The organism is Opitutaceae bacterium (assembly GCA_041395105.1).
Lineage (GTDB): Bacteria > Verrucomicrobiota > Verrucomicrobiia > Opitutales > Opitutaceae > B12-G4.
This window is the reverse complement of the sequence record JAWLBB010000002.1, coordinates 356,661-372,822: the sequence shown is the minus strand read 5'-3', so window position 1 is coordinate 372,822 and position 16,162 is coordinate 356,661. Positions and strand designations below refer to the sequence as shown.

12 protein-coding genes are annotated in these 16,162 nt (G+C 61.0%); 6 read left to right on the top strand and 6 right to left on the bottom strand.

Going from position 1 to position 16,162, the window contains the following annotated elements; translation table 11 throughout:
- Window positions 1–151: 151 nt before the first annotated feature.
- From R3F07_08390 to R3F07_08370, 5 genes are all read right to left on the bottom strand, one after another.
- Window positions 152–1,141, bottom strand: a complete 990-nt coding sequence (locus R3F07_08390) for an ABC transporter ATP-binding protein (protein MEZ5276382.1) — start codon at window positions 1,139–1,141, stop codon at window positions 152–154.
- A 105-nt stretch (window positions 1,142–1,246) separates the two neighbouring features.
- On the bottom strand, window positions 1,247–2,143 hold the full coding sequence (locus R3F07_08385) for a S1 RNA-binding domain-containing protein (GenBank protein MEZ5276381.1): 897 nt from the start codon (window positions 2,141–2,143) through the stop codon (window positions 1,247–1,249).
- A complete protein-coding gene (locus R3F07_08380) occupies window positions 2,110–3,462 on the bottom strand; it encodes a hypothetical protein (GenBank protein ID MEZ5276380.1) in 1,353 nt (450 codons plus the stop codon). The genes R3F07_08385 and R3F07_08380 overlap by 34 nt, the downstream gene beginning before the upstream one ends.
- A gap of 315 nt (window positions 3,463–3,777) precedes the next feature.
- Window positions 3,778–4,044 (bottom strand): 30S ribosomal protein S15, encoded by a 267-nt coding sequence (gene rpsO / locus R3F07_08375; GenBank protein MEZ5276379.1) that lies wholly within the window; start codon window positions 4,042–4,044, stop codon window positions 3,778–3,780.
- Between the two features lie 241 nt (window positions 4,045–4,285).
- The gene (locus tag R3F07_08370; protein ID MEZ5276378.1) at window positions 4,286–4,678 is read right to left on the bottom strand and encodes a DUF721 domain-containing protein; all 393 of its coding nucleotides are present in this window, start codon (window positions 4,676–4,678) and stop codon (window positions 4,286–4,288) included.
- Window positions 4,679–4,825: 147 nt separating this feature from the next.
- On the opposite strand from R3F07_08370, the gene R3F07_08365 reads away from it, so the two are divergent.
- From R3F07_08365 to R3F07_08350, 4 genes are all read left to right on the top strand, one after another.
- Window positions 4,826–8,485 (top strand): translocation/assembly module TamB domain-containing protein, encoded by a 3,660-nt coding sequence (locus tag R3F07_08365; protein ID MEZ5276377.1) that lies wholly within the window; start codon window positions 4,826–4,828, stop codon window positions 8,483–8,485.
- Complete coding sequence (locus R3F07_08360; GenBank protein MEZ5276376.1) at window positions 8,482–10,629, top strand: BamA/TamA family outer membrane protein; 2,148 nt, start codon at window positions 8,482–8,484, stop codon at window positions 10,627–10,629. Before R3F07_08365 ends, R3F07_08360 begins: the two co-directional genes overlap by 4 nt.
- A gap of 81 nt (window positions 10,630–10,710) precedes the next feature.
- On the top strand, window positions 10,711–11,166 hold the full coding sequence (locus R3F07_08355) for a cupin domain-containing protein (protein MEZ5276375.1): 456 nt from the start codon (window positions 10,711–10,713) through the stop codon (window positions 11,164–11,166).
- Window positions 11,163–12,818: a peptide ABC transporter substrate-binding protein gene (locus R3F07_08350; GenBank protein MEZ5276374.1), complete on the top strand. Its 1,656-nt coding sequence runs from the start codon at window positions 11,163–11,165 to the stop codon at window positions 12,816–12,818. Before R3F07_08355 ends, R3F07_08350 begins: the two co-directional genes overlap by 4 nt.
- Before the next feature lie 292 nt (window positions 12,819–13,110).
- On the opposite strand, the gene R3F07_08345 is transcribed toward R3F07_08350, so the two are convergent.
- Window positions 13,111–13,920, bottom strand: a complete 810-nt coding sequence (locus R3F07_08345) for an AraC family transcriptional regulator (protein ID MEZ5276373.1) — start codon at window positions 13,918–13,920, stop codon at window positions 13,111–13,113.
- Between the two features lie 143 nt (window positions 13,921–14,063).
- Here R3F07_08345 and R3F07_08340 point away from each other — a divergent pair, with 143 nt between their 5' ends.
- Window positions 14,064–15,212 carry a Gfo/Idh/MocA family oxidoreductase gene (locus tag R3F07_08340; GenBank protein ID MEZ5276372.1) on the top strand — a complete coding sequence of 383 codons (1,149 nt, stop codon included), beginning with the start codon at window positions 14,064–14,066 and terminating at the stop codon, window positions 15,210–15,212.
- Between the two features lie 253 nt (window positions 15,213–15,465).
- The gene (locus tag R3F07_08335; protein ID MEZ5276371.1) at window positions 15,466–16,140 is read left to right on the top strand and encodes a zinc metallopeptidase; all 675 of its coding nucleotides are present in this window, start codon (window positions 15,466–15,468) and stop codon (window positions 16,138–16,140) included.
- Window positions 16,141–16,162 lie beyond the last annotated feature (22 nt).

The window sequence follows — 16,162 nt, the reverse complement described above, 5'->3', positions numbered from 1 at the left end:
CTTTCCCGATCGTTCGTCGCCAGGCAGCGGAGGCCCGGTTTCCGCGCGGGGCGCAGGGATTCCCGGCCGGAGCTGGGGTTGACGCGCTCACCACGGGTGCGCGACGGCAATTCATGACCCTTCCGATGGCCTCTTTGTGTTGACCGGGCGTTCAGGTCTGGCTGCTGAAGAGCTGGTGGATGATTTCCTCGAGAGGCACTTCCTCAATGGTGATGTCTGCGACCGGGGCGGTCGCGAGGATGAACTGTGAGGCCTCGACGATGCGGTCGCCGGGCACCTCGACGGTGATTGAACCGTCTTCATCGGCCAGTCGCTTGCCCGGGGCCACCCAGTCGGCCGGCCAGCTGTCAAGGGGCCGGAATCGGATCACTTTGTGGCGGGCGCCTTCGATGTCGAGCCGGTCAAGCCGGCCGTCATAGATGAGCCGGCCATGATGGATGACGATGACCCGTTTGCAGAGAGCCTCGATGTCGGCCATATAGTGGCTGGTCAGCAGGATGGTCACGCGGTGGCGTTGGTTGTAGTCCCGGAGAAAATGGCGCACGGAGCGCTGGCTGACCACGTCGAGGCCGATGGTCGGTTCGTCAAGGAAGAGGATCTGGGGGCCGTGGAGCAGGGCGGCGACCAGTTCCATCTTCATCCTTTCGCCGAGGGACAATTCGCGAACCATGACGTTCAGCTTGGCGCCCACCCCCAGGAGTTCGACGAGTTCGTCGAGACGCTTCCGGTGGGTTTCGGCCGGGATGCCATAGATATGGCGCAGAAGGTGGAAGGACTCAATGGCGGGAAGATCCCACCAGAGCTGATTCTTCTGACCGAGGACGAGGGCGAACATCCGGCGGTATTCATTCCTGCGCTCTCGTGGGTTGAACCCGGCCACCCGGGCGGAACCGCTCGTGGGATGGATGAGTCCTGAGAGCATCTTCAGGACGGTTGTCTTGCCCGCTCCATTGGGCCCGAGAAAGCCGACGAACTCTCCCTCGTTGATGGAGAAACTGATCCGGTCGGCGGCGGCCGTTTCTTCGTAAGTCCGGTGGACCAGGCCGATCAGCCCGCCGACGAAACCGGGGCGCTTGCGATAGGTGCGGAAAACGCGGGTCAGGTTGTCGACCAGGATGATGGGTTCGGCTCGGGTGGTCATGGCGGGGAGGCACCTCCAGTATCGCGCAGGATTTCGGGCAAAGAAAAGCGCCGAATCCAGTGGATTCGGCGCTTGAATTGGGCAGGAAGGTGACCGGGGGAGAGATCAGGCGTCGCTGCGGGTCGCGGTTTCGGCCTCTTCGGCCGAACCGTCGTCATCGGCAACGTCCGCCACTTCGGCTCCGCCTTGTCCGTTCTTCTGTGCTTCGAGCTCCTCGAGAGCGGCCCGTCGGCTCAGGCGAACGCGTCCCCGCTCGTCGATGCCGATGCACTTGACGACCATTTCGTCGCCCATCTTGCAGACATCCTCGGTCCGGCGGACCCGGAAATCAGCCAACTCCGAGATATGGACCAGACCTTCCTGGCCGGGAAGCACCTCGACGAAGCAACCGAACTCTTTGATTCCCTTGACGATACCGCGGTAGATCTTTCCTTCCTCGATCTTGCCGCAGACCATCATGACCTCCTCCACCGCTCGGGCCATTGCCTCGCGGTTGTTGGTGTAGACGAAGACCTTCCCGCTGTTGTCCTCGGCAATATTGATCTCGGCACCCGTGATCTCGGTGATCCGGCGGATATTCTTGCCGCCCGGGCCGATGAGGGCACCGATCTTGTCGGGATCAATCTGGAGGGTCTCGATCCGCGGAGCGTATTCACTGAGCTCAGGACGCGGTTCGGCGAGGGCTTCCTTCATCTTTTCGAGAATCTCGAGCCGGGCGGTCCGCGAGGCGGCCACCGCCTTGCGCACCAGATCGAAGGGAAGTCCCTTGATCTTGAGGTCGAGCTGGAATCCGGTGATGCCCTCCGCGGTTCCGGCGATCTTGAAATCCATGTCGCCGTAGTGATCCTCTTCGCCGAGGATATCGGTCAGGAGGACCTGCTTGGAGAGCTTGCCGGACGCGTCCCGCTCGCTGACCAGGCCGATTGAAATGCCGGCCACCGGGGCGATGATGGGCACACCGGCGTCCATCAGCGACAAGCAACCGCCACAGATCGAGGCCATCGAGGTCGATCCGTTCGACGACATGATCTCGGAGATGATCCGGATGCAGTAGGGGAAGGTCTCTTCGGTCGGGACGACCGGCAAGAGAGACCGTTCCGCGAGGGCTCCGTGTCCGATTTCACGACGACCCGGACCCATGATCCGCCCGGTCTCGCCGACCGAATAATGGGGAAGTTGTAGTGAAGGGTGAATGACTTGGATTTGGGTCCGCCGGTCAAGGCATCGAGACTCTGTGACTCACCGGTTGAAGCGAGGGTCGTGATGACGAGGGCCTGAGTCTCGCCGCGGTTGAAGAGGGCGGAACCGTGCACCCGTGGCAGGACTCCCGTCTCGCAGGAAATCTCGCGCAGCTTGTCGGTGGGCCGGCCGCCCGAGCGGTAGCCTTCACTGAGGATGGCATCGCGGTAGGCGGCCTCCTGCAGTTCCTCGAGAGCCATCTTCAGATGGGTGGCCTTGTAGCCGTCTTCACCGAGCTTTTCGTCGAGAGCCGCCTTGGCCTTGTCGCCGGCAGCAGACAGGGCATCCTGACGGGCCTGCTTGGTCGGGTGCTTGGCGGATGCGGCGATATCGGCACCGGCTGCGGCGCGGACGGTTTCCATGACCGGCTCGTCGCAGGTGATCAGGGGGAATTCCTTCTTCGGTTTGCCGACCTCACTGACCATTTTGTTGATGGTCGCGATGATCGGTTGAATGGATTGGTGGGCGAACTCGAGGGCGTTGAGGAAGTCCTCTTCCGGAAGCTGGTCGGCGCTGCCTTCGATCATCAGCATCTCCTCGGCAGTGCCGACGTAGACGAGATCGAGGTCGGACGAGAACTGATCGTCAATGGTCGGGTTGGCGACAAACTTCCCGTCGATACGGCCGACCCGGACGCAGCCGATCGGGCCATTCCAGGGGATTTCGGAGATGGCAAGGGAAGCCGAAGCGCCATTGACCATCGAGATGTCCGAGTCGTTGACGAGGTCGGCTGTCAGCAAAAGGCCGCAGATCTGGACTTCGTTCAGGAAGCCCTTGGGAAAAAGCGGCCGGCAGGGACGGTCACAGAGGCGGGAAGTCAGGATCTCCTTCTCGGAGGGGCGGCCTTCGCGTTTGAAGTAGCCGCCGGGGAAACGGCCCGCAGCGGAGAACCGCTCGCGGTAGTCAACCTGCAGCGGGAACCAATCCTGGCCCTCCCGGGTGGTGGCGGCGACCGATGAGGCGACGAAAAGTGACGTCTCACCGACGGTCACGGTAACAGCACCGCTGGCAAGTCCTGCCAGAGTACCGGTGGAGAAGGTCATATCGAGACCTTCTACTTTGAAGTTGTGCTTCTGTTTCATGGATCAATCTATCTGTGTTTGGAAACCTGATTGAACCACGAGCTTGAGAGATTTCCGTCTGCCGCCCCAGCCGGGCGTTGGAATGGCAGACGGAAATGTCTCAGGTCGTTCGTTCAATCGAGGTGATTGGGGAAAGGTGGCAACCGATGGGTCGGCCCTCACTTTCCGGGATCTTGGTGCATCGCGCCGATCGGGATGGAGGCTGGAGAACGACCATTGGTCGACCCAGAGCTCATCCAAATCGCTTGATTCACCGGGCTGCCGGAGGAGGATGGGCCCGGTTTCGCCGCGGCGAAACACGTCCACCACACCCGCTTATTTGCGGAGGTTGAGTCGCTTGAGCAACTCGGTGTATTTGGGGAGGTCGTGACGCTTCAGGTAATCGAGAAGCTTTCGACGACGACTTGCCATGGCGAGAAGACCCCGACGTGAATGGAAATCCTTGCGATGGACCCGCAGATGGTCAGTCAGGTGACTGATCCGCGCGGTCAGCAGGGCAATCTGGACGTCGCAGGAGCCGGTGTCTTTTTCGTGGGTCTGATACCCGGTGATGATATTCTGTTTATTCGAGACTTCTGTCATGGTTTTTCATTTGGTTCACGGTCGGGAACCACGCTGAATGCGGGTTCCGTGGAGACAGCCCGAGCCGTTTCCACCGCTTTCATCCGGTTTCCCGGGTGGACCGAGGAGTCCGACCACAACCGATGGCCTGACTCTGACGTAAGGGGTCAACATCAACGACAGGCCGGGAACCCGCAAGCGAAAAAATGGCTGGAAATCAGTCCGGAAACCGATTGCCGGCCGGCCGTCAGGCGCCGGCCGTTCACCCCGATCGCAGGGTGACTTCGCGAATCCCGCCGCAACCGGCAAGCGCACGGATCCTCTCAATCAGGAGTTTCTTGTTGAACTGCAGTTCCTGGCGGACGATGGGGTCGCTGACGGCGATGACGAGACAGCGATCCCGTTCGATCCGGGCGGGATGGGCGAACTGCTGATTGGATTCGCCCACGATCCCGGCCCAGGCATCGCGGATCGTTTCTTCCGGGGAGGAGGTGCCGACCCGATGCTTGATCAGAAGTTTCTCCACCAACTCGTCAATCGGCCGGGTCGGTCGAATCCGTGACCGGCCCTGATCCTCAGGAAAACCTCTCAGGTTGGCGATGAGGTTTTCGATCTGCCGGCCGAAGGGTTTCCTGTCCTGTCGGGAGTCACTCAAGATGCGTTCATCCAATCAGTCGCTCTCTTCTGTTTCAAGACCGGCCTCGCGAATCCCATGGTGGCCTTTACAGCTATCTGTGGAAACATCACTTTCGATTCGATTGTCTGAAGATTCCTCTTCAGACAGCCTTCCCGCCGGTTCTTGATGCGCCGTTTCATTTTCAGATTGATCGTCGGTTCCTTGCTAGGGGTCAGCCTGATCCTGCTGGCCTACCCGGTCTGGTTGCCGTGGGCATTGGTGCAAGCCGGGCCGCGTTTCGGACTGGCGGTCGGTTCATTCGACCGGCTCGGCTACCGGTACCTCCTGCTGGAGGATGTGCGATTGGAACAGCCTGGGGTCAGGCTGATTGCCGGGAAGGTTTCGCTGCCGATCTGGCCGGTCTGGCTTCTCGCTTCCCCGGAGCCCGGGGGCAGAGCGGCCCTGGTCCGGATTGAGCAATGGCATCTGGAGATCTCGGCTTCAACCGCGGCCGAACCGGCCGCCGCCAGTTCGGTGGCCGATATCCACCGCCAGATCCGTGCCGTCCTTCCCGATCTGCAGCGATTCCTCCCGACCATCCTCGCAGAATCCGGCACCCTGGTGGCCGGTGGCCAAACGGTTTTTCTGGAGCGCGTCGAATGGCGGTTTCCGGGTCTGGAAGCGGTTGTGGTCGATCCGGGCGGGTTGTGGCGATCGCGGGCCAGGATCACCGCTCCCGTTGCTGATCCCTGGACCGTCGATCTGACGGTCGAGCCTTGGGACGCTTCCGTGACCGCCCTGATCACCGGCGCGTCGGAGCAGTTGGAGGTCAGCCTGGGACTTCAGTGGCAGAAAAGCGCTTTCTCGGGGAGGGTGGTCTTTGCCGCCGGAGGCATGCTCCCCGATTCCGCCCTTATCCAATCCGACCTGCTCGAAGTTGATCCACAGATGCTCGGAATTGACGACTATGGGCCGATTCGCGGGAAATTGGACCTCTCCTGGTCGGGAAATCGCTTCTCCGCATCCGCGGATCTGTCGTCGACCCCGGAAAGCCAGGCGGATCCGGATCTTCCTCCGCTGAAAGTGGCGCTCGAAGCGGACGGAGACCTGGAGAGTGTCCATCTGGAGACGGTCGAATTGGATCTGCCCTGGGCGACTGCTCGTCTCTCGTCTCCGATCGATCTGAGATTCGGCCCTGGCTTCCTCGATCAGACTGCCGATCTCAGTTTTGGTATCGACCTGGCCGCCAGCCCCTTCCCGGCAAGTGGTCGGGCCGCGGGTCAGGCCAGGTTGACGACCAGAGCGGGCCGGATGCCCACCCTCACCGCCACCCTGTCGGCTGAAGATCTGGCCATGGATGGTTTTTCCGGCGTTCGGGCCGAGGCGGAGATCGCCCTCGATTATCCGAGGCTGTCGCTCCCACGGCTGTCGCTGGCGCTCGACCCCGATTCCGAGCTGACCTTCTCCGGTGAGGTCGATCTGGCGAAGAAAACTCTTGACGGTGAAGTGCTTGCGAGGACTCAAGGAGAGCTTCTCAAGTCTTTCCTGGGGGACGACATCGACGTCAGCGATCTGGTGGTGGCGGGATCACTGAATGGCCCGTGGGAGGCTCCGGACTATTCGCTCAGCGGGCGGGCCGGCCTGGTCCGGGTTCCCGGCATGCTCCCCTCGTCGATTGATGGCCGGTTTCGGGGCTGCGGGCTTGATCTTGACCATGCCGGGCTCACGATTCGGACCGATCAGGCCGAGCTGGAGATCACGGGAGGTCTGTCGGCGGGGTCGGCTATGCGCGCCCGGCTCACCGGGCTCCGATTGTCAGTGAACGGAGCAACCGTGCTGGAATCAGCCCGCGGTGCACTCATCGAGACAGACCTGAAGTCTTGGGTCGGAGGCACCATCCGGCTGGAAGGGGAGGACCGCTTTCTTGATCTGCGCGGCGATCTCGACTGGCCGTTTTCAGGTCAGTGGGTGATCGACGCAGAGAACCTCAACAGCCGGTTGGCCGATGGTCTGCTGGACCGGGAATTCGACTGGCTGGATGTCGAAGCCTTTCATTTCGAGGGCTCCTGGATGGATGGTCCGGTCGTATTCGCCGCGTCTTCATCGGGCGGGCTCGTCTCCGATCAGGGCCCCATCGCCTACCGTTTCAAGGTGTCCGGCGACGAATCATGGCTGTCGATCGAAGATCTGGTGGTCGCGTCGGACGGAGCGGATGTCCTCGAGGTCCGCGGACGTCTGCCGGGTCTGCTGACTCCGGGCGGCGAGCGGTTGGTCTCGGTGGACTGGGATCGTTCGGTTGACCTGGCGGCCCAGACTGCGCCCAACCCGGACTTCTGGGACCGGATCGCCAGGATGGTCGGCATTGATCTGACCGAGCCCAAGCTCAATCTCCTGCTCGAAGGGCCGGCCGCGGCTCCGATCGGCCGCCTGGAACTCAATACCGCCAGAGTGAGTCTGTTGAAGGACGGACAGGCGACGACCTGGCCGCCCATCACCGGAATCCGCTTGATCGCCCAATTGACTCCGGATCGCGTGATTCTTGAGACGAGTCGTCTGCAGGTCGAGGGCGAGGCGCTTTCAGTCGAGGGAGAACTCCCCCTCAGGCGTGGTGATTGGCTCAAGATAGCTCTTGAACAGGAGTGGCCGGATCTCTCCCAGGCGACACTGCGTTTTCGGGCCGACGATGCCAGGATTCGCGCCTTTGCCCGCTTCTTGCCCAGGGTTCTGGCCCCGACGGGTCAGCTGGATCTCGACTTGACGATGAAACCCGGCCGTCAGTTCAGCGGTTATCTGGAACTCGACGATGCCGCCCTCCGTCCGCTCCGGCCTTTCGGGACGATGCAGGAGATCCATGCCCGGGTGGATTTCTCGGGTCGTAGTATCATCTGCAACGAAATCGCGGCGATCATTGGCGGACAGAAGGTCATTCTGACCGGTCGTTTTGATTGGGATGGAGCCGGCGAGGTCGACTACGATCTCGCCCTCAAAGGGACCAAGGTGCCGCTGGTCCGCGAACCCGGCCTGGTGGTCCGGTCCGACCTTGATCTGCGTCTTCGCGGAGCCGGGATGGGAGCGGCAACCCTTACCGGCACCCTCGGATTGTCGGACAGCCTTTACGTGGCCGATCTGAACTCGTTCCTCTCCGGCAGCGTCGACAGTCCGTCGAGACGCCCTCCCTACTTCAGTGTCGAGGCTGAACCCTTCGCTCAGTGGAAGCTTGACCTGAAAGTGGCAGGACCGAAGTTCCTCCGCGTAGAGACCCCGGTTTTCAAAGGGCTTCTTTCGGCGGATTTCGCGCTGACCGGAACTCTGCGGGAGCCGAAGGCCCTCGGCGAGCTTCAAGTCGACAGTGGAACGGTTGAGTTCCCCTTTGCCACCCTCAAAATGACCTCAGGATCTCTCAGCATCCTGGAGGACAATCCGTTCGACATCCTGCTCGATCTTGAGGCGGGATCGAGGATCTTCGGTTTCGACATCGGAATGCGGGTGGAGGGATATGCTTCGGCTCCGCGCCTTTTCTTTGAGTCTGAACCCAATCTCGGATCGGATGCGGTTCTGCTCATGCTGACCACGGGCGAGGTGCCCAGTCGGAGCGGTTATTATTCCATGCAGCAGCGCATGACCAAGCTGGCCGTCTATCTCGGTCGCAACCTGCTGGTCGAATTCGGGATCGGTGGGGGAAGCGAAGGACGCTTCCTCATCGAATCAGGGTCTGACATCTCCCTGAAGGGCCGGGAGACCTACAATGTCGAGGTCCTGCTCAATGATGACTGGTCATTGGTAGGTGGATACGATGAGTTCGACGCCTACAACGGCGGAGTCAAGTGGAGGGTCTACTCGAAATGAGCCGGGCTTCCTGCAAGCCTGCCCCGTGCCGGCGGCGATTCCTTCGGATCGGAGGCGCCATCGTCCTGTTTCTCACCATCTTGGCCCCGGTGGGCGGAAGCGAGCCGCCTTCGCCCACGGAGGAACCGGCCGCTCTCTCCATCAGCGGTTACGGGCTGATCGGCAACCTGAGGATCAAGCGGACCATTCTCGCTCTCAACGAGGAGGGTGTGGCACACCCGGTTTTTACGGCCAGTTATCTCGAGGATGCCGCCCTCATCATCCTGTCCCGGGTCGGGCAGGATGGATTTCTCAAGGCGACCGTCACGGCGGAAATCGAAAGGACCGACGGCTCGGTCCTCAAGCATGGGTTCAGTGATGAGGCGTTTGAGCCTCTTCCCCGGCCACTGAGGGCGCGAAGCGCGCTCTTTCGCATCGAACGGGGCAATCGCTATTACTTCGATCAGATTTCCTTCGACGGCCTCACCCGGATCCCGGAAAGCGAAGCCATTGGTTTCTTTCGCCTGACCGGTCTTCTATACAGCTCGACCAAGGACCGGCTTTATACCCCGGCCATCCTCCAGCGTGGTTTGTTCAGCCTGGCGGAAACACTTCGACGACTGGGCTACCGTGAGGCGGCGGCCACCGCTTCCGAATTGAAGATCGACCATGAGACGGGCGGGGTATCGGCGGTGATTTCGGTCCGCGAGGGCGCACGGACCCTCATCGGATCGTTGGAGTGGTCGATTTCCAGTCCGGAGAATCCGCCGCCGCAACCCCCGGTTGTCGCCATGGAAGCGGAGCAACCCTATTCCGACCTCTGGCTGCAGGATGAGGCTTTGGCTCTCCGGCAGCAGTTCTACGGACTGGGTTTTGCGGACACGAAACTGGACTGGCGGATCGAGTCGCTCACCCAGGAAGAGGGCGACCGGGAGGTCCAGGTAGTCGGCGAAGTCTTCACCGGGCCGGTCATTCGTCTCAACAATGTTCGGTTCGTCGGATTGGAGCGTACGCATCTGGGGACGGTCGAGCGCCGTACCGGGCTCCTTGACGGGGCGGTCCTCAATCCCCTGGAATTGGAAGACGCCCGTGTGCGACTCCGTCGGCTTGGCGCATTCAAGAGCGTGCACTACCGGCAGGTCCCGGTCGATGAGGTCACCCGTGACGTGGTTTTTGAAATGGAGGAGGGCAAGACGATGGACGTTAGCCTGCTTTTTGGATACGGGAGTTATGAGCAGTTCCGCGGAGGCATCGAGATGGGCAATTTCAACCTTTTCGGACGGGCGCATCGCAGCCGGCTCAAACTGGTGCAATCGATGAAATCGAGCAACGCCGACTACACCTACACCGTTCCCGAGTTATTCGGGGAGAACCTGGACGGGACCTTTCGGGCCTACGGACTGCGTCGGGAAGAAATCTCCTTCAGCCGTCTCGAGACCGGTGTCTCGGCCGGGGTTCGCCGCTTCGTGGAGGCGATCCGGACCGACTTTGCGCTCAGCTACAATTTTGAGTACCTCGGGACAGAGGACAGTCTGCTCCCGCCCGAGGAGACTCCGGATGATGTTCTCGCCGCAACCATCCGGCTCGACCTTACCCATGACCGTCGAGATAATCCGCTCGCGCCCACCACCGGTTATCGGATTTACGCCGAGACCGAGACCTCCAGCCGGAAAATCGGTGCGAATATCGATTACCAGCGTTTCACCTTCACTGCTTCCTGGCATCAACCGATCCGGGACGGACTGCGCATTCACGTCGGGTTCAGACACGGGTTCGCTTTCACCTATCGCGACGACGATGACCTTCCGGCCAATAAACGATTCTTTCCGGGAGGTGAGAATTCCGTGCGTGGCTACATCGAAGGGGAAGCGGCTCCCCGCGATGCCACCGGGGTCGTGATCGGTGCCGAGAGCTCCTTCGTTGTCAATATCGAGCTGGAGCAGGCCCTCAACTCCCAGGTTTCCCTGATCGGCTTTTCAGACTCCACCTTCAATGCCGCCTCGATCTCCGATTATCCGGCGACGGAGAGCCTCTACTCGATCGGTCTTGGCTTGCGTTACAACACGGTCATCGGACCGGTCCGTCTGGAATACGGCTACAATCTAAACCCCCGGCCACTCGACCCGGGCGGCACCCTTCATTTCTCAATCGGATTCCCGTTCTGAACGGTCCGGGCGAAGGCGTCGGGTTTCTCTTTTCAGAAGCTTCAGGCTTGCCGTGCGTCCCGGCGGGTTTAGTCATCCGGTATGATTATCGCCGATCTCGCCAAAATCGAAGGACGTTGTTTTCCCGCGCGCCGTTGGACGCGTGGCATGATCGGGCAGGGGGGGCAGCCAATCGAGGCCAAAGGCTTCGCCATGGGCTATGTCGTGCTCGAACCCAACGGGGGACAGGTGCCTTGGCACAATCAGGATCAGGAGGAGGTCTATTTTGTCGTTCAGGGAAAGGGTGAGATCTGTGTGGATACGGAGAGGCAGCAGATCGAGGCCGGCCAAGCCGTTTACCTGACTCCGACCAAGTTTCACCAGCTCACCAACACCGGCAGCGAGCCCCTTCACATGATCTACATTTACTGTCCGGGGGGCGATGTGGCCCATTGGCGACAGGAGCTGGATGGCACCCTTCCTCCTGCCGGGGTCGGTGAGACCCCGCCGCTCCCTGCGGGCGCGCAGCCGCAATGCACGAAGAAGCCCGGTGGATGAGTTCCCGAACCCGCCGCTGCAGTTTCCGGTTTCTGGCCTGCACGGCGGTCGTCTTGGACCTTATGCTGGCCGGGACCGGATGTGGCCGGCGTGAAACAGCGGTTGAGGTCGGGGTGCGCACGGGAACCCTGATCATCGGAAACGGGGCCGAGCCGGAGGACCTGGATCCCCACGTCACGACGGGCATTCCGGAGTTCAGGATCGAAGTCGCACTCTTCGAGCCTCTGGTGACCGCGGATCCCGAGACCCTGGAGCTGATTCCGGCAGCCGCCCGGGATTGGGAAGTCTCCGCGGACGGTCTGGTCTACACATTTCACTTGAGAGAAGACGGACGTTGGTCGAACGGCGATCCGTTGACAGCAGCCGATTGGGTGTTCTCGTTGAGGCGCGCCCTTACGCCGGGCCTCGGAAACACCTACCTGAATCTGCTGCGGGTGATTCGGGGTGCGGAAGACTATCGGACCGGGCGGACGGAGGATTTCAGCCTTGTCGGTGTCGCCGCTCCGGATCGGTACACCCTCCGGATCGAAATGGGCTATCCGGTGCCCTATTTTCTGAGCATGCTCCGGCACAATGCTTTTTTCCCGGTTCATCCTCCCAGCGTTCTTGCAAGTGGGGGAATGGCGGAGCGGGGTAGCGGATGGACCCGGCCGGGAAGTCTCGTGGGCAATGGTCCCTTTGTCCTTGAGAAGTGGCGACCGAATGACGTGGTACGGGTGGTAGCGAATCCCAACTATTGGGGACGGGAAACGGTAGCCCTCAACGCGATCGAATTTCTTCCCGTCGACAGCGTGGAAAGTGAGGAACGCAGTTTTCGGGCGGGGCAGCTCCATGTGACGAACGGCCTGCCTTTGACCAAGATTCCGGTTTATCGGGAGAGTGGCGACGCTTCCTACCGCAGTGATCCCTACCTTGGAATCTACTATTACCTTTTCAATGTGGAGAAACCGCCGTTTGACGACGCGAGGGTGCGGCGGGCCTTGAGTCTTGCCGTGAATCGATCGCTGCTGGTCGAAAAAGTGGTCGGGGGTGGGGAAGAGCCGGCCTATTCCTTTTTCTCACCTCTTTCCATCCACTATGAACCGGCGACGGTCATTCACGAAGACGTGGCGGAAGCGAAACGGCTCCTTGCGGAGGCCGGCTATCCCGGGGGCGAGGGCTTCCCCACCTTTGAGCTGCTCTACAACACCTCGGAATCACACCGACTGGTTGCGGAAACGATCCAGCAGATGTGGCGGGTCAACCTGAATGTGGACGTCCGTCTCTTCAATCAGGAGTGGAAGGTCTACCTGGATACAAGAGATACCGGGGATTTTTCGGTGGCGCGGGCCGGGTGGGTTCCTCAGTATGACGATGTTTCGGTCTTCGCCCAGTTGCTTCTGCCGGACAATCCCAACAACAGCAGCCGGTGGAAGAATGAGGCCTATGCGCAGCTCGTGCATCGGGCGGACCGGGAATTGGATCCGGTCATCCGGGAGTCCCTCTACCAGCAGGCCGAGGCGATCCTGCTTGAGGACATGGCCGTCATGCCGCTCTACTTTTACCGTCGCAATTACCTGATCCGGCCGGAAGTCCGGGGATGGGGACGCAATGCCGTCGATCATCACCTTTATTCCAGGGTTTCATTGCAGCCGATCGGCGAGGACAAGTAGGGCGGCCTTGTCTCGGTCCTCTGGCATCCATTCGGGATTCCGGATCCTCCACGACGACATGAACACGTGCCATGGCAAGCCGTCCGGCGGCCCTGTCTCCGGCTCAGGAGAGTCTGCGGATCGGACAGGAGGACCGCCTTCCAACCGATTCCGGAAGGAGGGTCGTGCTCCCCGGACGTGCGTTGCCCCTCGGGACAGACCTGCGCGACCGAATTCGAATCCGATCGGCCTCACCGCTGGTCCTGGACCCGGTTGTTAGCGCTCCAGGCAGGAAAGGAATACGGGATTCTCGTCAGCGACCGCCCGTTTTCCAATGGGTTTCGCGTCGAAAGGCGCTCGGCGTCATTCCGGTCTGTTTGCGATACCACCGTGAGAAGTAAGCGGGATCCGTGAAGCCGGCGCGGTGGGCCGCCTCGGCCACACTGCGGTCGGTCTGGAGGGATTGATTGGCTCTTTCGAGACGGATGGCGTCGCGAGTCTTCCGGAGGCCCCGGCCCGTTTCCGCCTTGAGTCTTCGGTTGAGGTAGTCGGGTGCGAATCCGGCTTCCCGGGCGATCTGGCGCAAGGGAAGGCTGTCGGCCTCGGGCCGTCTCAGGAGGTTTTCGGTGCGTTCGGACACGCTCGGGTTCCCGGTCGATTCGGGGCGCGGCCGTCGACTCAGTTCGAAGAGTCTGGCAACCACGCTGATGACGGTGGCATAGTCGGAAAGTCCGAGACGGCCTTTGGGCGGAATCCGACTCAGGTGGGCATGCAGTTCGTTGATGATCCGCGGCCCGAGCCTGCGGTGGCGTGCACGGATCAGTCGGCGATCCGTCCGTTCGTAGTCGAGGACCAGGGAGAGTGGCTGCGAGGAACCTTCAGTGGTGAATCCATGGTTGATCCCGCCGGGGATGAGAAAAAGATCACCTGACCTGACTGGATGGCTGCGGGAGGCAATTCGCTGGCGACCGGAACCCGACAGGTAGAGGATGATCTGAGGCGTCTCGTGGTGGTGCAGTCCAACCTCGGCCTGACGGTGCCGATTGAGCTGGAGCTTGCGGATCGAGAGATTGAGCGCTTGGATCTCCACCTTCTGGACGAGAATCGGACTCCATGCCGGCATTCTTTCAGTTTGGCGGTCGGGGGGGATCGGTGCGAGCTCTAAGTCGTTTTTGTCCAATTTTATGTCGTTTTTGTCCTAACACATTGATTCCGCCGCGTGTATGATGGGCGGCGCTTTCCTCAACCTTTTCCCCTCAATCCATTATGAAGACTCGGAAAATCGGCATCATCATGAACGGCGTCACCGGACGCATGGGCACCAACCAGCACCTCCTCCGGTCGATCAAGGCGATCATCGACCAGGGCGGTGTCAAGTCGTCCGATGGCAGCGTCATCCTGCCCGACCCTATCCTCGTCGGGCGGAGCGCGGATCGACTCGGCGCCCTGGCGAAGCGGGCGGGGGTCGAGAAGTTTTCCACCGACCTGGATTCGGTTCTCAGCGACAAGAACTACGAGGTGTATTTCGACTCGACCCTGACCGGTCAGCGGCCCGTCGGTGTTCGCAAGGCAATTGCCGCGGGCAAGCACCTTTACTGCGAAAAGCCGACCGCCACCAGTTCGGCGGACGCGCTCGCCCTCTTTCACGAGGCGACCGCGGCCGGTCTGAAGAACGGAGTGGTCCAGGACAAACTCTGGCTGCCGGGCCTGCTCAAGCTCAAGCTGCTTATCGATTCCGGCTTTTTCGGTGAAATCCTCTCGGTGCGGGGGGAATTCGGCTACTGGGTCTTTGAGGGTGATCTCCAGCCCTGTCAGCGTCCCTCCTGGAACTACCGCAAGGAGGACGACGGGGGCATCATCGTTGATATGCTCTGCCACTGGCGGTATGTCATCGACAACCTGTTCGGCGAGGTCAGTTCGCTTTCCTGCCTCGGGGCCACCCACGTGAAAAAGCGTTGGGACGAGCAGGGCAAGCCTTACGTCTGCACGGCCGACGATTCGGCCTATGCCACCTTCGAATTGAAGAACGGGGTTGTCTGCAACTTCAACAGTTCCTGGGCGGTGCGGGTACGGCGCGATGATCTCCTGACCCTCCAGGTCGACGGCACCAAGGGTTCGGCCGTGGCCGGTCTGCGTGATTGTGTCATCCAACACGGCACGATGACGCCCAAGTGTATCTGGAATCCGGATATAGACAGTCCGATCGACTTCTACGAAAACTGGGAGCGGGTGCCGACCAACGCGATTTACGACAACGCCTTCAAGGTCCAGTGGGAGCTCTTCCTCCGCCACGTGGTTCTGGATGAGCCGTTCCGCTGGAGTCTGCTCGAAGGCGCCAAGGGTGTGCAACTCGCGGAGCTGGGGCTGGATTCCTGGGCCAAACGCGCCTGGGTCGACGTTCCGGAGTTGTCGTAATGGCCGATGGGATGGCACAGGCATGTGTCATCCCGTCTCAGTTCTGGAATGGCAAAGCGGGCCAATCAGAGAGGGAACAGACCGGATCTGCAGGGAAGTCAGATGCCCCGATCCGCTGTCGATTCCGGGAGGACAGCCTCCGTGACAGTCGGGAAAGAGCGGTCTGGACGCTGATCAAATCTGCTTGGGAATCGACCGTCCTCGCTGGAACCTGGCGGGAATTCTGCTAGTCTCAGGCAACAGACGTATCACCATGAGCTACTTTCTCCTTTTCATTATCCCGACCATCATCTTCGGACTCTATGCCCAGATGCGGGTGTCGAGTGCCTACAACAAGAATGTGCGCATCCCCTCGAGGGGCCGGATCACCGGCCGCGAGGCGGCTGAAGCGGTCATGGCCAAAGCGGGTATCCGTGACGTGGAGATTATCCCCATCCGGGGTCACCTGACCGATCACTATGACCCGTTGAACAAGCGACTCGCCCTGAGCGAGGAGAACTATCGTGGCACCAGTCTCGCCGCTCTCGGAGTGGCCGCCCACGAGGCGGGGCATGCCATTCAGCACAAGGTCGGCTACAAGGCTTTGAAGGCCAGGATGACCCTCGTCCCGATCACGCAGATCAGCTCACAGATTCTTCCAATCGTCATGATCGGCGGTCTGTTCTTTGGCGGCATCGGGGGGATCATGCTTGATGTCGGAATCATGTGCTACTTCGTCCTGACCATTTTCCAGCTCATCACCCTCCCGGTCGAGTTCGACGCCAGCCGTCGGGCCAAGGCGGAACTGGTCGGCCTGGGCATCCTCAGCCGCGACGAGATGCCGGGGGTTTCCCAAACCCTCAACGCCGCCGCCCTCACTTATGTCGCCGCCTTTGTCTCGTCCCTGATGAACCTTCTTTACCTGATCCTCCTGCGCGGCAGGAATTGACGGCTCCGGTTCCGGTCGAGGA